This window comes from Microbispora sp. H10830, from assembly GCF_014161375.1.
Classification (GTDB): Bacteria; Actinomycetota; Actinomycetes; order Streptosporangiales; family Streptosporangiaceae; genus Microbispora; species Microbispora catharanthi.
Genome location: NZ_JABBWX010000004.1, coordinates 262,484 through 282,418, shown reverse-complemented (window position 1 = coordinate 282,418; position 19,935 = coordinate 262,484). Strand labels below are relative to the sequence as shown.

Sequence of the window (19,935 nt, the reverse complement as noted above, 5' to 3'; positions counted from 1 at the left end):
GCGGTTATGTGCGGAATCGTCGCTTACGTCGGGCCTAAGGATGCGGCGCCCATCCTGCTCGAAGGTCTCCAGCGGCTGGAGTACCGGGGCTACGACTCGGCCGGCCTCGCCGTCGTGAACGCCAAGAGCCTCAAGACGCGCAAGGTCAAGGGCCGGGTCGCCGACCTGGCGGCGGCGGTACCCGCGAAGTTCAAGGGCACGAGCGGCATCGGCCACACCCGGTGGGCCACGCACGGCGCGCCCAGCGACGTGAACGCGCACCCGCACCTCGACCAGGAGCAGCGGATCGCCGTCGTGCACAACGGCATCATCGAGAACGCCGACGAGCTGCGCCGCCGCCTGGAGGGCGAGGGCGTGAAGTTCGAGAGCGAGACCGACAGCGAGGTGCTCTCGCATCTCATCGGGCGCATGGTCAAGGACACCGACTCGCTGCGGGAGGCCGTCCTGCGGGCGCTGAAGAGCGTGGTCGGCACGTACGGCATCGCCGTCATCGACGCGCAGCGGCCCGGCGAGATCGTGGTGGCCCGCAACGGCAGCCCGATCGTGCTCGGCCTCGGCGAGAAGGAGATGTTCGCCGCCTCCGACGTCGCCGCGCTCATCCGCTACACGCGCCAGGTCGTCCACCTGGAGGACGGTGAGCTCGCGGTCATCAAGGCCGACGGGTTCAACACGTTCACCGGCGACGCCAGGGAGACGGCCAAGGAGCCGTTCACGGTCGACTGGGACGCCGGCCACTACGACAACGGCGGCTACGAGCACTACCTGCTCAAGGAGATCTCCGAGCAGCCCGACACGGTCGCCCGCACGCTGCGCGGCCGGCTCGACGACCGGTTCCACATCGCCCACCTCGGCGGCCTGAACATGGACGCCCGCGAGACCCGCTCGTTCCGCCGGGTGAAGATCATCGGCTGCGGGTCCGCGTACTACTCCGGCCAGATGGGCGCGCAGCTCATCGAGGAGCTGGCCCGCATCCCCGCCGATGCCGAGCCGGCGTCTGAGTTCCGCTACCGCAGCCCCGTCGTCGAGCCCGACACCCTGTATGTCGCGATCAGCCAGTCGGGGGAGACCTACGACACGCTCGCCGCCGTGCAGGAGCTCAAGCGCAAGGGCGGCCGGGTGCTCGGCATCGTCAACACCGTCGGCAGCGCCATCGCCCGGGAGACCGACGGCGGCATCTACCTGCACGCCGGTCCCGAGGTCTCGGTGGCCTCCACCAAGGCGTTCATCTCCACGGCCGTGGCGTTCGCGCTGCTCGCCCTGCACCTCGGCCGCGTACGCGACCTGTCGCCGGCCGACGGCCGCAGGATCTGCGAGGGCCTGCGCCGGCTCCCCGAGCAGATCAAGGAGATCCTCACGCTGGAGGACCGGATCAGGGAGCTGGCGAAGAAGTACGCAGACTCGCCGGGCATGATGTTCGTCGGCCGGGTGCGCGGCTACCCGGTGGCCCGCGAGGGCGCGCAGAAGCTCAAGGAGATTTCCTACGTCCACGCCGAGGCGTATCCGGCGAGCGAGCTCAAGCACGGCCCGCTCGCGCTGATCAGCCCCGAGCTGCCGACGGTCGCGATCGTCCCCGACGACGAGCTGCTGGACAAGAACCTCACCACGCTGGGCGAGATCCGGGCCCGGCACGGGCGGATCCTCATGGTCGGCCACCGCACCTCCGAGGCGGCCGACGACTGCATCGTGGTGCCCAAGAACGAGGTCGAGCTCGACCCCATCCTGCTCACGATCCCGCTGCAGCTGTTCGCCTACCACGCGGCCGTCGCCCTGGACCGCGACGTCGACCGCCCGCGCAACCTCGCCAAGAGCGTGACGGTCGAGTAGCCCCTCCGCTCCCCGTCCGGCTCGCGCCGGGGACGCGAGCCGGACGGTCCGGGGTTCGGCGCAATGCCGCGCGGCCCGGCGCCGATGTACGGGTATGCATGTGACCTACTTCGTGATGGCGCTGCCCGTCGTCGCCGCACTCGTGTTCACCCTGGTGCGGGCCGCACGCCGGAGCCGTGAGCAGTTCGGGCGCGTACGGCAGATCGCCCGGCAGCAGTTGCCCGAGTCGGCGCCGCAGCGGACCGAGCTGGAGGAGCTGGTGAACCTTCTCCAGGCGCGTCTCAATCGGACGCAGTGGGCCCAGTTGCTCCTTGGCGCGGTGATCGGATACGCCGTCCAACTCGTGGGCGACGCCCTGCTCGGCAAGTGAGGGGAAGGAGGGCCGGCGGAGTCCGGCGCGGCCCGCGGAACCCGCCCGAAAGCGGGACGACGCCCTCAGTCGAACCAGACGACCAGACGCACGCCTTCGGGCCCGAACCGCTGCGCCAGTGCCCGCATCACCGCGAAGACGTGCTCCCACCCGGTGCCCGGTCCCAGCACGTCCAGTCGCGTCACCGGGCCGTACTCGAGGGTCTGTCCGGAGATCTCCCAGCGGCCCGCGGGGGCCCCGACGGGCGAGGTGCCCAAGGGTGGCATGCCGTACCGCTCGACGACCTCATCGGGCCACCGGTCGTCGATCCGATACCGCGTGATCGAGTAGCCGCCTTCCGAGTGCACATCGAGCACTCCTCGGGCGGCGGGGCGGACGGTCATGTCCAGATCACGAAGCTCCGCCCATGAGACCCACGTGCTGCCATGAATGGCGGCATCCAACCGCGCGCAGTTCTCATAGTGGGTACGGACGGGTCCCGAAACGTCGGCCGGCAGGCCACGGCCGGCCGCGACAGGGGCCCAGTCAAGCCGGTTGCGAATGCCGAAGAGGCAACCGAGCGACGCGTAGTCATTGACGCCATAGAGCGGGTAAAGAGGCAGGGAAACGCTCCACGCGTCTCCCTCGTACCAGTCCTCGTCGGCGTGCGGGTGACGCATCTCTATGAATCCGTAGATGTCGGTGCCCATCCGGACAGGCTAGGGGTGTGGGCGCGAGGCGCGGGCTTTTCTGTGGGCTGTTTTTTCCTCGCGCAATCAACTGTGCGCTTTTCATATCCCCGGAACCAGGCAATTCGGCGGCAGCATGTTGCCCGGGGATTGCAGCTTCCTGCCACCGCCCTCCCGCATGTCCACGTCCTCTGGCAGCAAGCGGCACGGCCCTCGTGCTCCCGCAGGCCAGCGCCGCGGCCCGCCTACCGATCACCGCAGCCGTAACGTCCGTTATATGGTGACATGGTGTAGTTACTCATATTCTGTGCGTGTAAGGGGCTCTTCGGGTAGGAGGGTGCCGACATGCGACGCCGTACGGTCCTCGCGCTGGGGGCCCTGGCCCTCGCGGGCGCGTGCGGCGTCCAGGCGCCGCCACATCGCAGGGAGCTCTCACTGGCCGTCCCGGGTCCGCCCGGAGGATGCGGGGACGGCGTCGCCGCCGGGTTCAAGTCGCTCGTCGAGGGGCGTGGCTGGGTCCGGGCCGTACGGATCAGGCGGGAGGCCGGCGACGGCGGGACGGCTCTCGCCCGGACGGGCGGGCCGCGGACCGACCTGGTGATCGCCGATTCCGCACTGCTGGCCGCCTGCGCGCTGGCCCGTGACCCCCTCCTGGTCGCCAGGGCCGTCCCGCTCGCGCGGCTGACGGGGGAGTGGGAGGTGCTGGTCGCCTCGCCCGACTCGGGTTACCGCACGTTCGAGCAGTTCGCCGCCGCGCTGCTGCGCGACCCTGGAGGGCTCAGGGTCGCGGGCGGCGCCGACCGCGGCCCGGAGCACCTGCTGCTCGGCATGACCGCGCAGGGCCTGGGAGCCGACCCACGCCTGCTCGACTACGTCGCGTTCGGCAGCAGGGCGCAGGCCGTCGCCGCGGTCCTCGACGGGCGGCTCGCGCTCGGGTTCGGCAGCAGGCGCGAGGTCGCCCCTTACCTGCGCGCAGGACGGCTGCGGCCGCTCGCGGTCTCCTCCGCCGAGCGGCTGCCCGGGGTGGACGCGCCGACGCTGTCGGAGTCAGGCGTACGGGTCGTGTACGCCGACTGGACGGGGCTGATCGCCCCGCGCGGCACGCCCGGGCGGGACGCCCTGCTCGACCTGTGCCGGGCCGTCACCGGCACTCCCGGCTGGCGAAGCCTGTGCGACCGCAACGACTGGACGCCGATGTGGCTCGACGGCGACGACTTCAGCCAATGGCTCGTCGGCGAGGCGCGCCGTACGGCCCTGCTCCTCAATGATCTCGGACTCCGCTGAAAAACACAACTTGTAGGGGTGCTTGCGAGAAGGGCCACAAGATGTAGGATCCATCGCGTTGCTGGTTCACCCCAGGTGAGGCAAGAGGGAACCCGGTGCGAATCCGGGACTGCCCCGCAGCGGTGAGCGGGAACGACCGCCGTCACACAGCACCGTGCTGTGTTCCAAGCACTGGGCGTGAGCGCGCCCGGGAAGCGACGGCCAGTAGGACCGGCGGGCGCGAGCCCGTCCGGACGCCCGCGAGTCCGAAGACCTGCCAGTGACGCGCGCGCATCGGCGCGCGCCCCGCGCCGGGCCCCGAGGGCGGGCTCGCCGCAACGTCACGGCACGGTTCCCTCTCGTGCGCGTGCGCCGCGGCATGCCTCCCCTCAGGTCCGGCCGGGACACGGAACGACGAGGAGAGGGCATCTGATGACCATCACCGACCCGGCCTCCGCGTCCGCGGACCCCGCTTCACGTGAGCGCGGCGGGCCGCGGGCTCCGGCGGGAGACCGTGGACCCGACGCCCCGCGCGGCTCCGTCCCCGCCGCCGGCGCCGTACGGCAGGCCGAGGCCCGCGCGGACGGCGCGCGGGACGCGGCGGCCGTCCGGCAGGCGATCGAGGAGGCGGCGGCCGGGGTCATCGCCGACCCGGAGAACTCACGCCGGGCGGCCCGGCTGCTGAGCGGGCTGATCGCGGAGGAGACGGCGGCCGAGGGGGTGCGCACCTTCTCGGAGTCGGTCGCCGCCGCCCACGCCGCCGGGCTGCTGGGCGACGCCGTCGCCGCGTTCGTGGCCGGCGAGGCCGAGGCGCTCGACGCGCTGATCGACCCGGCGGCCGACGACCGGTTCGAGTACTTCGGGCTGCGCACGGTCTACGACCGCTACCTGCTGCGCCACCCGGTCACCCGGCGCGTGCTCGAACGCCCGCAGCACTTCCTGCTGCGCGTCGCCTGCGGCCTGTCGGCCACGGTGGCCGAGGCGGCCGAGCTGTACGGCCTGATGTCCACACTGGCCTATCTGCCCAGCTCCCCGACGCTGTTCAACTCGGGCGCGCGCCGGCCGCAGCTGTCGTCGTGCTTCCTGCTCGACTCGCCCCGCGACGAGCTGGAGAGCATCTACGAGCGGTACGGCCAGGTGGCGCGGCTGTCGAAGTACTCCGGCGGCATCGGCATCGCCTGGACGCGGGTGCGCTCGCGCGGCTCGCTGATCCGGGGCACCAACGGCCTGTCCAACGGCATCGTCCCCTGGCTGCGCACGCTCGACGCGTCGGTGGCGGCCGTCAACCAGGGTGGCAGGCGCAAGGGCGCGGCCTGCGTCTACCTGGAGACCTGGCACGCCGACATCGAGGAGTTCCTGGAGCTTCGCGACAACACGGGCGAGGAGTCGCGCCGCACGCACAACCTCAACCTGGCCAACTGGGTGCCCGACGAGTTCATGCGCCGCGTCGAGGCGGACGGCACGTGGTCGCTGTTCGACCCCAAGGAGGCCCCCGAGCTGACCGACCTGTGGGGCGAGGCGTTCGACGCCCGCTATCGCGAACTGGAGGCCGCCGGGCGATACGTCCGGCAGGTGCCGGCCCGCGCCCTGTACGCCCGGATGATGCGCACCCTCGCCCAGACCGGCAACGGCTGGATGACGTTCAAGGACGCCGCCAACCGGGCCTCCAACCAGACCGCGCGGCCCGGCAACGTCATCCACCTGTCCAACCTGTGCACCGAGATCCTGGAGGTCACCAGCGACGGCGAGACCGCCGTGTGCAACCTCGGCTCGGTCAACCTCGCCGCGCACCTGACCCCCGAGGGCGACGCCGTCGACTTCGGCGGGCTGCGCGCCACCGTCCGCACCGCCGTACGGTTCCTGGACCGGACGATCGACCTCGGCTTCTACCCGACGCCCGAGGCGGAGGCGGCGAACCGGAAGTGGCGGCCCGTGGGGCTCGGCGTCATGGGCCTCGCCGACGTGTTCTTCGCGCTGCGCCTGCCGTTCGACTCGCCGGAGGCGCTGGCGCTGTCGACCCGCATCGCCGAGGAGATCGCGCTCGCGGCGTACGGCACCTCGGCCGACCTGGCCGCCGAACGCGGGCGCCACCCCGCCTACGAGGAGACGCGGGCCGCGGACGGCGTCCTGCACCTCGACCACTACCCGTGCGCCCCGGCGCATCCCGAGGAGTGGGCCGCGCTGCGGGACAGGATCGCGCAGACCGGGCTGCGCAACTCCCTGCTCGTGGCGATCGCGCCGACGGCCACGATCGCCTCGATCGCGGGCTGCTACGAGTGCGTCGAGCCGCAGGTGTCCAACGTGTTCAAGCGTGAGACGCTGTCGGGGGAGTTCCTCCAGGTCAACCGGTATCTCGTGCGGGACCTTCAGGCTCTCGGCCTGTGGACCAAGCCGATGCGCGACGCGATCAAGCTCAACGACGGCTCGATCCAGGACATCTCCGCCGTCCCGGACGAGCTCAAGACGCTCTACCGCACCGCCTGGGAGCTGCCGCAGAAGGCGCTCGTCGACCTGGCCGCCGCGCGGCAGCCGTACGTCGACCAGTCGCAGTCGCTCAACCTCTTCATGGCCGCCCCCACCATCGGCAAGCTCTCCTCGATGTACGCCTACGCCTGGCGGTCGGGCCTGAAGACCACCTACTACCTGCGCTCCCGCCCGGCGACGCGGATCGCCCAGGCGACCGTCCCCGCGGTCGCTCCGGTCGTGCCCGATGAAGGGGCCGTCGCCTGCTCCCTTGAGAATCCCGAGATCTGCGAGGCATGCCAATGAGAACGATGCTGCTCGACCCCGGTATGGACCTGACCCTGCGCCCGATGCGCTACCCCGGGTTCTACGAGAGGTACCGCGCGGCGATCAGGAACACCTGGACGGTCGAGGAGGTCGATCTCGCCTCCGACCTCGCCGACCTCGCGACCCTCGACGAGGGGGAGCGGCACCTGATCAACCGGCTCGTGGCGTTCTTCGCCACCGGCGACTCGATCGTGGCCAACAACCTGGTGCTGAACCTCTACCAGCACGTGAACGCCCCCGAGGCGCGGCTGTACCTCAGCAGGCAGCTGTTCGAGGAGGCGGTGCACGTCCAGTTCTACCTGACCCTGCTGGACACCTACCTGCCCGACCATGACGAGCGGGTGAAGGCGTTCGCCGCCGTCGAGCACATCCCGTCGATCCGCGACAAGGCCGACTTCTGCTTCCGCTGGATCGACTCCATCAGCGAGCTGAACCGGCTGGAGACCCGGGAGGACCGGCGGGCCTTCCTGCTCAACCTCGTCTGCTTCGCCGCCTGCATCGAGGGATTGTTCTTCTACGGCGCCTTCGCGTACGTCTACTGGTTCCGCTCGCGCGGGCTGCTCGGCGGCCTCGCGACCGGCACCAACTGGGTGTTCCGCGACGAGTCGATGCACATGGAGTTCGCCTTCGAGGTGGTGGACACCGTACGCCGCGAGGAGCCGGACCTCTTCGACGACGAGCTGGGGGCCCAGGTGACGCGGATGATGGAGGAGGCGGTCGCCGCCGAGCTCGCCTTCGCCCGCGATCTGTGCGGCGACGGGCACGGCGTCATGAGCGCCGGCAACATGCGGCGCTACCTGGAGTACGTCGCCGACCGCAGGCTCACCCGGCTCGGCCTGCCCGTGCGATACGGCACGGACAACCCCTTCCCGTTCATGGAGTTCCAGGACGTGCAGGAGCTGGCGAACTTCTTCGAGCGCCGGGTCTCGGCCTACCAGGTGGCCGTCGAGGGCGACGTCAGTTTCGACGAGGCCTTCTGACTCATCCGGTTTTCGGCGCTCCCGTAAAGGGCAAAGGGAACGCCATGACGACGACAGGGGGCGCCGTCACAGCGGCAGCGTGGAACTGGGCGACCTTGGCGATCGCCGTGGCCGCCGCGATCGTCGCGGTGGAACTGGTCCGGCGGGTGCTGAAATCGCGCCTGATAGGGGAGCGGTGGGCGCTCGCCGGGCCGTTCGTGCGCAGGTGCACCTGGCCGGGCTTCGCCTCGGCCGTGACGGGCACCGTCAAGGCGGCCTACGACCCCGACATGCCCGGGTCGGACTCCAACGGCTTCCAGCGCGTGCTCGCGCTGCTGCTGATCGCCTGCGTGACCTGGTTGTTGATCCAGGCGGCGTACGCGGTGACCGACGTCGTCCTCGACCGGCTGACGCGGGTCGAGGGCGAGCGCAACCGCCGCGCCCGGCGCATCCGCACCCAGATCACACTGGTGCGCCGGGTGTCGGCGGCGGTCGTCGTGGTGCTCGCGCTGGGGGCGATGCTGTTCACCTTCCCGCAGGTGCGGGCGCTCGGCGCGGGACTGCTCGCCTCCGCGGGGATCGCCGGCGTGGTGGGCGGCATCGCGGCCCAGTCCACGCTCGGCAACATGCTGGCCGGGCTGCAGCTCGCCTTCAGCGACGCGCTGCGGCTCGACGACGTGGTCGTGGTGGAGGACGAGTGGGGCCGCATCGAGGAGCTGACCCTCACCTACGTGGCGCTGCGCCTGTGGGACGAGCGGCGGCTCATCCTGCCCGTGTCCTACTTCACCACCAATCCGTTCGAGAACTGGACGCGCCACGAGAGCCGCATCCTCGGCAGCGTGTACCTCCGGGTGGACTGGTCGATCCCGGTCGAGGAGGTGCGCACCGAGCTCTACCGGGCGCTGCGGGAGAACCCGCTGTGGGACCAGAAGGACTGGACGCTCCAGGTCACCGACATCACCCCGGAGGGGCTGGTCGAACTGCGCGCCCTGATGAGCGCGGCCGACTCGGCGAGCGCCTTCGACCTGCGCTGCGACATCCGCGAGCACCTGGTGACGTTCATCCGCGAGAAGTATCCCGAGAGCCTCCCGCGCCTGCGCGTCGAGATCCCCGCACGCTGAGCGTCGCATCCGCCCTTCCCCGCCAGGCCGCCAGACCGGTCACGGGTGTCAGGGGGCGTTGGACGGCCGCAGGAGCCTGCTCGCGCCGGCGATGAGCGCGGTGGCGAGGATCCAGCCCGCGGCGATCAGGCCGTTCGCCGGCCACTGGGTCCATCCGGCCGGCTCCCAGGCGCCCCGCTGCTCGAACACGCTCACCGGCACGAGCAGGTCGAGCGTGTAGACGAAGGCGTTGAAGTGGCGCGACTCGTCCAGCCCGATCTGGTGCGGCGGCCACTGCGTGAAGATCGCCGTACCCGTCGCGAGGAGCAGCACGGCCCACAGGCCGGCGAGCCAGGGCCGGTAGCCGTAGCCGACGAGCCCGTCGAGCAGCCTGCCCCACAGCCGCCCGGGCACCCGCAGCGTCCGCCGCCGCGCCCGCTGCCTGGCCAGCAGCACCCGGCGCGCGTCAGGCTCGTGCCCGATGCGCCGGCAGTAGGCGGCCAGCTGCTCGTACGGCTGGGGGCGGTAGCCTCCGGGGTCGCGCCGCAGCCAGGAGAGCCGGTCCGCCAGGGTCGCGGGCCCGCGCAGCGACTCGTACGTCAGCCCGTTGAGCCGCACGTCGCCCGGGTAGCTCTCCGGACGGTCGAACAGCACACCGAAGCGGGAGTAGCCGAGGTTGACCTCGCCCTCGATCGACTCGGGCAGCAGGATGAGCTCGTCCGCCTGCATGTGGCTCAGGTGCAGCACCCGGCCCCGCGCCCGCAGCACCGCCCCGTGGAACGACAGGACCCCGTCGATGCGCGCGCCGCGCAGCCGTACGGTTCCGTGGGCGGTGAAACCCGCGCCGAGTTCGGCCGCGGCGGCCTGCAGGTGGTCGGCGTGCACGGCGGGGGTGCCGTCCGCGGTGACGACGGCGCCCTGGAGGTAGAGCCCGCTGGAGAAGCGGGCGCCGATCAGCCGCAGGCCGCCCGTGGCCCGCATGTCGCGTAAGAAGGCGCTGCCGTCCACGACGAGCCCGCCGGCCCACAGCGCGACCGACTCCCAGGTCCGCGGCTCCTCCGATCCCTCGGGGCCGTTCCAGGAGCCCGCCTCCGACGGGTCCGCCCCCGGTTCCCGGTACGGCGCCTCACCGGGGGTGCCCACCCGCGTGCCGGAGAGCCGGAGCTGCCCGGTCACGTGGGCGTTGTCCAGGCGAACCCCCGCGCGGACGACCGATCCGTCGAGGTCGAGGAGCCCGTCGACCGTGGCCCGGCTGGCCCGGAAGCGGGAGATGTCGCAGCGCCGCAGCCGTACGCCTCTGGTCCTGGCGTCGTTGAGCGAGACCGTTCCGGCGATGTGGCAGTCGAGCAGGTGGACCTTCGCCTCGATCGTGGCGTCGGACAGGTTGAGATCGCCGACGATCCGCGCTCCGGCGAGCCGGACGCCCGGCACCCGGCCCGATCCGCCGGTGCTCCGGTCGAGCACCAGGGCGGAGATCACCTCCGCCCTGACCACCCGGGAGCGGCCCCACAAGCCTTGTGAACCCCGCGCGCCGCCGGAGGAGGCGTCAGTCTCCCCGCCATGGCGCAGGTCGACCCAGCCGCCGGTGGGGTAGGCGTCCCAGAGCCGTCGTTCGGCGGGGGTGAGCCGGCGGAAAGGGAGCCGCGATCTTCCCATCAGAACCTCGGCAGTGGACCGTCGCCTTCAGGCGACGAGGGAATGCCGTCCCTGACTGGTTTTCTGTCTGGGCTCATCGCGGATGCCTCTCTCCGGTGCGATTAGACGGACGGTGCTGTAATGATCGTGTGACTCCTCAGGTGCGCACCTCGCCCGGTGCGGCACATGACCTCGGGTACCACGTGGTGGGGTGCCCGAAGTGCCGCCGTCCCGTTCTGGGCGGGCGCGTCAAGGCCCGCCTGGAGGAGCCGAGTGCCCTCGCAGCTGCCCACACTGTGTCACGGTGCTATTTCGTGGCCACCGCCGGCGTGGTCTCGGCCGATACGGTGCAGCGTTACATCGACGCGCAGTACAAGCGCAGCCCCACAGGGGGTGGCCGTGCGTAGGTCGTACAAGTTCCTGCTGCGCCCCACGGCCAGGCAGGCTGCCGCGCTCGCCGCGTGCCTTGAGGATCACAGGCAGCTCTACAACGCCGCCTTGGAGCACCGGCGCACCGCCTACCGTAAGGCGGGCGTCACGGTTCGGTACGGTGACCAGTCGGCCGACCTCAAGCACATCCGCGCCGATGACGCCGAGGGGCAGGGCCGGTGGTCGTTTTCCTCTCAGCAGGCCACCTTGCGCCGGTTGGACAAGGCGTTCGTGGCGTTTTTCACGCGGGTCCGCGAGGGCCGTACGCCTGGTTTCCCGCGTTTCAAGGGGCGAGGCTGGTTCGACACATTGGAGTGGCCGAAGGACGGGGACGGCTGCCGGTGGGACTCCCAACCCGAACACCCGACCGCGACGTTCGTCCGTTTGCAGGGCATCGGGCACGTTCGAGTGCATCAGCACCGCCCGGTGCAGGGCCGAGTGAAGACGATCAGTGTCAAGCGGGAGGGTTCCCGCTGGTATGTGGTGCTGTCGTGTGATGACGTGCCCGCGCAGCCGCTTGCCTCGACCGGTGCGGCGGTCGGTGTCGACATGGGCGTCGTCTCGCTCGTCAGCACCAGCGATGGGGAACTTCTGGACAACCCGCGCCACCTGGAGGCGTCCGCCGGACGTCTTGCGGCGGCCCAGCAGGCGCTCGCCCGCAAGAAGCGGGGGTCCAAGCGGCGCCGTGAGGCGGTGGCGCGGGTGGCGGCGCTGCACGCGAAGGTCCGCCGTCAGCGCGTGGACGGCGCGCATAAGGCCGCCCTCACCCTGGTCCGCAGCTATGACGTGATCGTGCATGAGGACCTGCGGATCGTGAACATGACCCGGTCGGCTTCGGGCACGATCGAACAGCCAGGGCGGAATGTCGCGGCCAAGTCCGGGCTGAACCGGAGCATTCTGGACGCGGGTTGGGGGGTGTTCCTGCGTGTGCTCGCGCGCAAGGCTGAAAGTGCCGGTCGTGAGCTGATCGCGGTGAACCCCGCCAACACCTCCCGCACCTGCTCGCGTTGCGGGCACTGCGCGAAGGAGAACCGCGTCACCCAGGCCGAGTTCGCCTGTACGGCGTGCGGGCACACCGCGCACGCCGACGTGAACGCGGCCATCAACATTCTCAGGGCAGGGCTTGCCCTTCGCGACGCTGCGGAAGCGGCCTAGCGAGAAGCCGCTCCCTTCGGGAAGCGGAGGAGTCACGGGCCGACGATATCGCCGATCTTCGAATGGGCCGCCGCCGCACCGGCGAGGTGACTCGCCGCGTACGGCACGAGAGCGACCACCGCGACGGAGAGCTGTTCCCCATAGGACGACGGTGGTGAGCAGGTGCCGCATTGCTGGAGGAGACCGCCGTCCTCCCTGGACAATGACGTGGTCTTCGTCGCGGGGACGCCCCGGAGCGGCCGGCCGGAGGCGGGCCGCCCTGCGCACGTGCGGAGTGTGGCACCGACAAGAGGAACGTCATGGACAACCACCTGAACGGGCGCGTACGGGCGCGCTCGCTGGGCGTCGTCGTCGGCGGGTCGCCGACCGGGCCGCTGAACGCGATCACCGATGTCGAAGGGGTCCTGGTGGGTCACACCACGATCGACGACGGCGCCGATCTCCACACCGGGGTCACCGCCGTCGTCCCCCGGCAGCTGATCGCCGGGCGGCGGAACCTGCCCGCGGCCGTCTACACCGGCAACGGGTACGGCAAGCTGGTCGGCTCGACCCAGGTCGACGAACTCGGCGTGCTGGAGTCACCCGTCGTCCTGACCGCCACGTTGTCGGTGTTCCGGGCCGCCGACGCGCTGCTCACCTATCTGATGGGCCGCCGCCCGGACGGCATCTCCTTCAATCCCCTCGTGGGCGAGACCAACGACGGCTTCCTGTCCGACATCCGGCGCCGCCCCGTCGCCGAACGGCACGTTCTCGACGCGCTGGAGGGAGCGTCCGGCGGGCTGCCCGGGGAGGGATGCGTGGGGGCGGGCACCGGGACTACGGCCCTGGGGTTCAAGGCCGGCATCGGCACCTCCTCCCGGCGGCAGGTGGTGGACGGGGCTCCGGTCACGGTCGGAGCGCTCGTCCAGGCCAACTTCGGCGGCGTGCTGACCGTCCGCGGTGTCCCGATGCCGGTCGGCGAACTCATCCCGGGGGCTCGTCATCACGAGCAGACCGGTGGCTCCTGCATGATCGTGGTGGCCACCGACGCGCCGCTCGACGCACGTCGGCTAGGCCGCCTCGCCCGCCGGGCGGTCTTCGCGATGGGCCGTGTGGGCGCGTCGTACTCCAACGGCAGCGGCGACTACGCGATCGCCTTCACCACGGCGCCGCCGCGGCTCCCGCCGCTGCCCGACGAGGCGCTGAACCCCGTCTTCGCGGCGGTCATGGACGCGGTCGAGGAGGCGCTGCTCAACTCCCTGTTCACCGCGACGACCACCACCGGATTCCGCGGCCGCACGAGCCATGCGGTCCCCTACGACCGGCTCCTGGGCACGGACGGCCGGACCGCGCCCGCGTGAGCGCCGCCGAGCCCCGGCGTCAGGAGCCCGGCGTCGGGAGCCCGGCGTCAGGAGCCGCAGTCGCAGCAGCAGCCGTCCCCGCAGCAGCAGCCGTCTCCCGAGCAGCAGTCGGAGCAGTCGGAGCACGACGAGCAGCAGTCGCAGCATCCCGAGCAGTCGGGGCAGCCGTCGCAGGCGTCGCAGAAGCAGCGGTCCATGCACCGCTCCTGCCGATACTCGCTCCACGGCGGGCGGTAGAGACCACAGGTCAGGAAGGTCGTCACCCCGGCCACCACCGTCAGCGCGATCCCCGGGCGCCCGCTCGGCGGCTCCTCAGGCGGCCCCCCGGGCGGGGCGTCGAAGGGCGCGGGGGAGGTGTCCCCGGCCGGCATGCGGTGCGCCGCGCAGGCGGCGCCGTGGGCACGCGGCCCGAACGCCCGGTCGACGGCGCGGCGGGTCTCGCCGCACAGCAGCGCCTCGACCAGGTGCCGCTCCTCCAGGTCGAGGTCGCGTACGGCCAGGCGCAGCCCGTGCAGCGCCTCCTCGCACACGCGCCGGGCCTCTGCGGGCGAGGTGCCGGTCGCGTCGAGCGGGTTGTACGCCCCGCGGGCCCGGTCCTCGGCGAGGTCCTCGACCGCGTCGATCAGGTGCGCGATCCGGCCGAAGAAGCGGCCGGCCTCGCGCAGGCTCTCGGCGTTGCCCGGCCGGCCCGCGAGCGTGGCGGTGTGCGCGAAGGCCGCGGCCACGGCGGTCTCGGTGGGCTCGGTGACGTCGAGCAGCCCGCACCCGGGGGACGCCTCCAGCAGCGCCTGGCGGGCGGAGACCTCGGTCAGGACGGCCGTGTCGAAGCCGATCGACTCCGCGCCGCGCCGGGCGGCCGAGGCCCAGGCGGCGGCCGTGGCGCGCATCGGGGCGCCGGTCACGCGCCGGGCCGCGATCCCGTCGCCGTCTGACGCGTGGTCGCGGATCTTGCCCGAGGCGAGGGCCAGCGAGACCACGGCGGCCAGGCGGGCGCCCCGGTCGTCCGACCGCACCACCTCCGCCGGCCGGAAGCCGCGCAGCGCGCAGGGCCCGGCGGTCCGCCGGTTCGCCCCGGCCCGTGACTGGGCCTGTGACTGGGCCCGTGACTGGGCCTGTGACTGGGCCTGTGACTGGGCCTCGGTCAGGACGGACAGGATGAGGCCGTCGTAGTTGGTCGCCATGCGGGCCAGATGTCCGTGCCGGTCCCGCAACGTCAGGCAGAGCCCGCACAGGTGCGCGCGCCAGGCCTCGTGGACGGACGGGCAGGAGTGGCGGGCACACGGCCGGAGGATCCCGAACACCCAGAGACTCCTAGGGGGTCATGCGTACGGGATCATCCCGTTGCGCGGCGATTATGCCACTTCGGGGCGGGACCCTGCCGGAGCAGCCGGGCAGGCGAGCTGGACAATCGATGGATGGAAGTTACCGACGGGTTCGAACTGACCCTCGACGAGCACGTCGCCACCCTCACCCTCAACCGGCCCGCCAAGCGCAACGCCGTGACCGCCGCCATGTGGCGGGCGCTGCCGGGCATCCTGGCGGACCTCGCCGCCGAGCCGAAGGTGCGCGCCCTCATCTTTACCGGAGCCGGCGGAACTTTCTGCTCCGGTGCTGATATTTCAGAAATTCATGAGCTTGGCGATAACGACGATGACACCGGTCTTACCGTTGCCGCGGAGCACGCACTGGTGACCTTTCCCAAACCTGTGATCGCGATGATCGAGGGATACTGCGTCGGCGGCGGATGCCAGCTCGCGCTCGCCTGCGACCTGCGCGTCGCGGCGGCCGGGGCCCGCTTCGGCGTCACCCCGGCCAAGCTCGGGATCGTCTACCCGCTCAGCTCCACGCGGCGGCTCGCGGAGATCGCCGGGCCCGCCACCGCGAAGCTTCTGCTCTTCTCGGCCGAGCTCATCAGTGCAGATCACGCCTTGCGCACCGGTCTCGTCGACGAGGTGTGCCCGCCGGAGGACCTGCGCCGGCGCGTCCACGGCCTGGCGGCCACGATGGCCGGCAGATCCCGGCTGACACTGGCGGCGGCCAAGCAGATCATCGACGGCCGGGCCGGGGAGGCCGAGGTGCGCGCCTGGCAGCGGGAGGCCAGGGAGAGCGGCGAAATGGCCGAAGGTGTCCGGGCATATCGGGAGGGGCGTTCCCCTGGATTCTCTTGGGATGCAAAATAGGCATAAACGGGACTCGCAGTGGTAATGACCCTGTGAGGTGTGAGATGTCGCAGAATCCATTCGCCAGGTTCGCCCGATGGCTGGGGCTTGATAGGAATCCGCTTCGACGCCGGTGCGACCGGGCCGAAGCGGTGGTCCGGCTTGCCGCCGTGCTGGGAGTCGTGGCCGCGATCGTGTTCGGCGTGATGCTCGGCATACGCGAGTACGGCAACGGCCTGCGGACCGAGGCCCAGCAGATGCGCACCCGGCATCAGGTGGCCGCCACCCTGACGGGCGACGTGACGACGCCCCGGTTGTCGGTGGCCGGAGCGGCGGTCGGGCATGCCCAGGCCACGTGGGTGGCCCCCGACGGCACGGTGAGAGCCGGTGTCATCGAGGTGTCGCCCAGCAGGCATGCGGGCGAGACCGTGCGCATCTGGACCGACGGCACAGGCGTGATCACGCCCCGGCCGCAGGACCGGGAGACCACGGCGGTCGCCGCGCTGACCGTCGGCACGGGCGTCCCGCTGGCCGCCGCCGCGATCCTCGCGCTGCTGGTGACCTGCACCCGCCTGGTCAACCAGCGCAGGGCCCGCCGGGTGTGGGAGGCCCAGTGGACCGTGGTCGAGCCCATGTGGCGGATCAACGGCCGCTGAGCCGCTCACACGCGGGCCGGCTCAGCGGTCGACGATCTCGTTCTTCCCGATCACGACCACACCGCTGCGGGTCACCGCGAAACGCTGGCGGTCGTACTCCAGGTCGAAGCCGATCCTGGCGCCGTCGGGGATGATCACGTTCTTGTCGATGATGGCCTTGCGGACGATCGCGCCCCTGCCGATCTTGACCGAGCCCATCAGCACCGAGTCCTCGACGTGCGAGTGGGAGTGCAGCACCACGCCGGGGGACAGGATCGAGCGCAGCGCGGTGCCGCCCGACACGATCACGCCGGGCGACACGAGCGACTCCAACGCATGCCCCACCCGGTCGCCCTCGTTGTGCACGAACTTGGCCGGCGGCAACGGATCGTTGCCGGTGTAGATCGGCCACCGGTCGTTGTAGAGGTTGAAGACCGGCTGCACCGAGATGAGGTCCATGTTGGCCTCGTAGTAGGCGTCGAGCGTCCCCACGTCGCGCCAGTAGCCGCGGTCGCGCTCGGTGGAACCGGGCACCACGTTGTTCGCGAAGTCGTACACCTCGGCCCCGCCGCTCTTGACGAACATCGGGATGATGTTGCCGCCGAGGTCGTGCTTGCTGCTGGGGTCGAGGGCGTCCTCGCGCAGGGCCTCGATGAGGGACTGGGTCTTGAAGACGTAGTTGCCCATCGAGGCGAAGATCTGGTCGGGCGCGTCGGGCAGGCCCACCGCGTCCTTCGGCTTCTCGCGGAACGCGACGATCCGGCGGCCCGAGGGGTCCGCCTCGATGACCCCGAACTGGTCGGCCAGTTCGAGGGGCTGGCGGATCGCGGCGACGGTCACGTCCGCGCCCGAGTCGATGTGCTGGTCGACCATCTGGCGGGGATCCATCCGGTAGATGTGGTCCGCGCCGAAGACGATCACATGATCGGGCAACTCGTCGTAGATCAGGTTGAGGTTCTGGAACAGCGCGTCGGCCGATCCGGCGAACCAGCGAGGCCCGAGCCGCTGCTGCGCGGGCACCGGGGTCACGTAGTTGCCGAGCATCGACGACAGTCGCCACGTCCGGGAGATGTGCCGGTCCAGGCTGTGGTTCTTGTACTGCGTCAGCACCACGATCTGCCAGTAGTGCGCGTTCGCCAGGTTCGACAGAACGAAGTCGATGAGCCGGTAGATGCCGCCGAAGGGCACGGCGGGCTTGGCCCGGTCCGCGGTCAGCGGCATCAGCCGCTTGCCCTCTCCACCCGCAAGCACGATCGCCAGGACCTTCATAGGCAGGACCTTAACCCGCGAAATGGCTAACAAACACCAGGGACACCGGCAAACAGTGCGGATCAGGGACTCTAAGCTCACTCGTATGCGTGTCGATCTGCTGAGCCGTGAGTATCCGCCCGAGGTGTACGGCGGCGCCGGAGTCCATGTCGAGTACCTCGCGCGGGAGCTTCGCGGGCTGGCCGACGTGCGGGTTCGCTGCTTCGGTGCCCCTCGCGAGGAGCCCGGCGTGCGGGCCTACCCGGTCCCCGGGGGACTGTCCGGCGCGAACGCCGCCCTGCAGGTGCTCGGCGTCGACGTCGAGATGGCGGCCGGTTGCGAGGGCGCCGACGTCGTGCACAGCCACACCTGGTACGCGAACTTCGCCGGCCACGTCGCCAAGATGCTGTACGGCGTGCCGCACGTGATGACCACGCACAGCCTGGAGCCGCTGCGCCCGTGGAAGGCCGAGCAGCTCGGCGGCGGCTACACGCTCTCGTCCTGGGCGGAGCGGACCGCGCTCCACGCGGCCGACGCGATCATCGCGGTGTCCGAGGGCATGCGGCGCGACGTCCTCACGGCCTACCCGGAGGTCCCCGCCGAGCGCGTACGCGTGATCCACAACGGCATCGACACCGAGGAGTACGCGCCGTCCCGGGGCACCGAGGCCCTGGCCAAGCACGGCATCGACCCGGCCGTGCCGTACGTCGTCTTCGTGGGGCGCATCACCCGGCAGAAGGGCCTGGTGCACCTGCTCCACGCGGCCCGGTCGTTCGACCCGGCGGCGCAGCTCGTGCTGTGCGCGGGCGCGCCCGACACGCCGGAGATCGCCGAGGAGGTCACGGCGCTCGTGCGCGAGCTGTCGGCCTCCCGCAAGGGCGTGGTGTGGATCTCCGAGATGCTGCCCAGGCCCGAGGTGATCCAGATCCTCACGCACGCCACCGTGTTCGTGTGCCCTTCGGTGTACGAGCCGATGGGCATCGTGAACCTTGAGGCGATGGCGTGCGAGACCGCCGTCGTGGCGACCGCGACCGGAGGCATCCCCGAGGTCGTCGCCGACGGCGAGACGGGCCTGCTCGTCCCGATCGACCAGGGCGGGGACGGCGAGCCGCACGACCCGGAGGCGTTCGCCGCGGCGCTGGCCGAGCGGGTGAACACGGTGCTCGGCGACCCGCGCCTCGCGGCCGCGATGGGCGAGGCCGGGCGCGTGCGCGCGATCGACCACTTCTCCTGGCGGCGGATCGCCGAGCGGACCCACGAGCTCTACGCGTCGCTCACGAGCCAGGGATGATCATGGTGACGCCCGGATGCGCGCCCGGCCGGGTCAGCGCCTCCGGCGCGTCGTCCAGGCCGATGGCGCGGGTGACCAGCAGGTCGGGGCGGAGCACGCCCGCCGCGATCAGCTCCAGCATCGGGGGATAGGCGTGGGCGGCCATGCCGTGGCTGCCCGCGATCTCCAGCTCGTGCGCGATCACCCGGCCCATCGGCAGGGCGGTCTGGCCGGGAAGCAGGCCCACCTGCACGTGGCGGCCCCGCCTGCACAGGCTGCCGATCGACGCGGCGCAGGTGGCGGCGCCGCCCAGCGCGTCGAGGGAGACGTCGGCGCCGCCGCCCCCGGCCGCCGCCCTGACCCGCGCGGCCGACTCCTCGGGAGAGTCTTCCTCGCCGATCCGGACGCACTCGGCCGCGCCGAACCGCCGGGCCAGGTCGAGCGCGGCGGGGGACACGTCCACCGCGACGACCCGCGCCCCCACGGCGGCGCCGATCATCACGGCCGACAGCCCGACCCCGCCGCAGCCGTGGACGGCGAGCCACCGGCCCGCCCGGACCCGCCCCTGCTCGACGACGGCGCGGAACGCGGTGGCGAAGCGGCAGCCCAGGCTCGCCGCGGTGGTGAACGCCATGCCGTCCGGCAGCCGCACCAGGTTCACGTCGGCGTGGTCGATCGCCACCAGCTCGGCGAACGATCCCCAGTGGGTGAAGCCGGGCTGGGTCTGCCGCTCGCACACCTGCTGGTTGCCGGTCGTGCACTCGCGGCAGCTTCCGCAGGCGCAGATGAACGGCACCATCACCCGGTCGCCCGGCCGCCAGCGGCTCACCCCCGGGCCGGCCGAGTCCACCACACCCGCCAGCTCGTGCCCGGGGACGTGCGGCAGGACCGTGATGTCCGCGTCGTGGCCCATCCACCCGTGCCAGTCGCTGCGGCACACCCCGGTCGCCTCGACCCTGATCACCACGCCGTCCGGCGGCGCCACCGGGTCCGCCACCTCGCGCACCTCGGCCCGCCCGCCGAACTCCTCGTACACAACCGCGCGCATGCCACGCTCCTTTCCCAGGCCGTACGCTAATCGGGTGATTGC

16 protein-coding genes and 1 riboswitch are annotated in these 19,935 nt (G+C 71.4%); of the genes, 11 read left to right on the top strand and 5 right to left on the bottom strand.

All coding sequences use genetic code 11. The features are described 5' to 3' along the window. Positions 1-6 precede the first annotated feature (6 nt). A complete protein-coding gene (gene glmS, locus HHX35_RS13685; RefSeq protein ID WP_182899200.1) occupies positions 7-1,824 on the top strand; it encodes a glutamine--fructose-6-phosphate transaminase (isomerizing) in 1,818 nt (605 codons plus the stop codon). Positions 1,825-1,924: 100 nt separating this feature from the next. Next, the gene (locus tag HHX35_RS13680; protein ID WP_182899199.1) at positions 1,925-2,194 is read left to right on the top strand and encodes a hypothetical protein; all 270 of its coding nucleotides are present in this window, start codon (positions 1,925-1,927) and stop codon (positions 2,192-2,194) included. A 65-nt stretch (positions 2,195-2,259) separates the two neighbouring features. Here the strand turns inward: HHX35_RS13680 and HHX35_RS13675 are convergent, their stop codons facing one another. Then, the gene (locus HHX35_RS13675; protein ID WP_139575210.1) at positions 2,260-2,883 is read right to left on the bottom strand and encodes a hypothetical protein; all 624 of its coding nucleotides are present in this window, start codon (positions 2,881-2,883) and stop codon (positions 2,260-2,262) included. 324 nt (positions 2,884-3,207) lie between these two features. Here HHX35_RS13675 and HHX35_RS13670 point away from each other — a divergent pair, with 324 nt between their 5' ends. The 4 genes from HHX35_RS13670 (at position 3,208) to HHX35_RS13655 (ending at position 8,995) form a co-directional block, all read left to right on the top strand. Further along, on the top strand, positions 3,208-4,146 hold the full coding sequence (locus HHX35_RS13670; RefSeq protein WP_182899198.1) for a tripartite tricarboxylate transporter substrate binding protein: 939 nt from the start codon (positions 3,208-3,210) through the stop codon (positions 4,144-4,146). 45 nt (positions 4,147-4,191) lie between these two features. Continuing rightward, positions 4,192-4,422: riboswitch (cobalamin riboswitch) on the top strand. Positions 4,423-4,557: 135 nt separating this feature from the next. Continuing rightward, on the top strand, positions 4,558-6,894 hold the full coding sequence (locus tag HHX35_RS13665) for a ribonucleoside-diphosphate reductase subunit alpha (protein ID WP_182899197.1): 2,337 nt from the start codon (positions 4,558-4,560) through the stop codon (positions 6,892-6,894). Next, positions 6,891-7,895, top strand: coding sequence for a ribonucleotide-diphosphate reductase subunit beta (locus HHX35_RS13660; RefSeq protein ID WP_259405030.1), 1,005 nt, complete (start codon positions 6,891-6,893; stop codon positions 7,893-7,895). The genes HHX35_RS13665 and HHX35_RS13660 overlap by 4 nt, the downstream gene beginning before the upstream one ends. Before the next feature lie 44 nt (positions 7,896-7,939). After that, entirely contained in the window at positions 7,940-8,995 is a 1,056-nt protein-coding gene (locus tag HHX35_RS13655; RefSeq protein WP_182899196.1) for a mechanosensitive ion channel family protein, read from the top strand. Positions 8,996-9,043: 48 nt separating this feature from the next. Here HHX35_RS13655 and HHX35_RS13650 read toward each other — a convergent pair whose 3' ends face one another. Then, positions 9,044-10,630 (bottom strand): hypothetical protein, encoded by a 1,587-nt coding sequence (locus HHX35_RS13650; RefSeq protein WP_182899195.1) that lies wholly within the window; start codon positions 10,628-10,630, stop codon positions 9,044-9,046. Positions 10,631-11,008: 378 nt separating this feature from the next. Between HHX35_RS13650 and HHX35_RS13645 the strand changes: the two genes are divergently transcribed. Continuing rightward, on the top strand, positions 11,009-12,193 hold the full coding sequence (locus HHX35_RS13645; RefSeq protein WP_310739074.1) for a transposase: 1,185 nt from the start codon (positions 11,009-11,011) through the stop codon (positions 12,191-12,193). A 299-nt stretch (positions 12,194-12,492) separates the two neighbouring features. After that, complete coding sequence (locus HHX35_RS13640) at positions 12,493-13,533, top strand: P1 family peptidase (RefSeq protein WP_182899193.1); 1,041 nt, start codon at positions 12,493-12,495, stop codon at positions 13,531-13,533. 47 nt (positions 13,534-13,580) lie between these two features. Here the strand turns inward: HHX35_RS13640 and HHX35_RS13635 are convergent, their stop codons facing one another. After that, positions 13,581-14,834, bottom strand: coding sequence for a DUF5685 family protein (locus HHX35_RS13635; RefSeq protein WP_182899192.1), 1,254 nt, complete (start codon positions 14,832-14,834; stop codon positions 13,581-13,583). Positions 14,835-14,948: 114 nt separating this feature from the next. Here HHX35_RS13635 and HHX35_RS13630 point away from each other — a divergent pair, with 114 nt between their 5' ends. Both HHX35_RS13630 and HHX35_RS13625 read left to right on the top strand, forming a co-directional pair. After that, positions 14,949-15,713, top strand: a complete 765-nt coding sequence (locus HHX35_RS13630) for an enoyl-CoA hydratase/isomerase family protein (RefSeq protein WP_182899191.1) — start codon at positions 14,949-14,951, stop codon at positions 15,711-15,713. A gap of 44 nt (positions 15,714-15,757) precedes the next feature. Continuing rightward, complete coding sequence (locus HHX35_RS13625; protein WP_182899190.1) at positions 15,758-16,348, top strand: hypothetical protein; 591 nt, start codon at positions 15,758-15,760, stop codon at positions 16,346-16,348. Between the two features lie 21 nt (positions 16,349-16,369). On the opposite strand, the gene glgC is transcribed toward HHX35_RS13625, so the two are convergent. Beyond that, a complete protein-coding gene (glgC, locus tag HHX35_RS13620; RefSeq protein ID WP_310739073.1) occupies positions 16,370-17,677 on the bottom strand; it encodes a glucose-1-phosphate adenylyltransferase in 1,308 nt (435 codons plus the stop codon). Between the two features lie 4 nt (positions 17,678-17,681). On the opposite strand from glgC, the gene glgA reads away from it, so the two are divergent. Then, positions 17,682-18,866 (top strand): glycogen synthase, encoded by a 1,185-nt coding sequence (gene glgA / locus HHX35_RS13615; RefSeq protein ID WP_182899188.1) that lies wholly within the window; start codon positions 17,682-17,684, stop codon positions 18,864-18,866. Here the strand turns inward: glgA and HHX35_RS13610 are convergent. Further along, positions 18,850-19,893, bottom strand: a complete 1,044-nt coding sequence (locus tag HHX35_RS13610) for an alcohol dehydrogenase catalytic domain-containing protein (RefSeq protein ID WP_182899187.1) — start codon at positions 19,891-19,893, stop codon at positions 18,850-18,852. The two genes, glgA and HHX35_RS13610, sit on opposite strands and share 17 nt — an antisense overlap. Between the last annotated feature and the right edge of the window lie 42 nt (positions 19,894-19,935).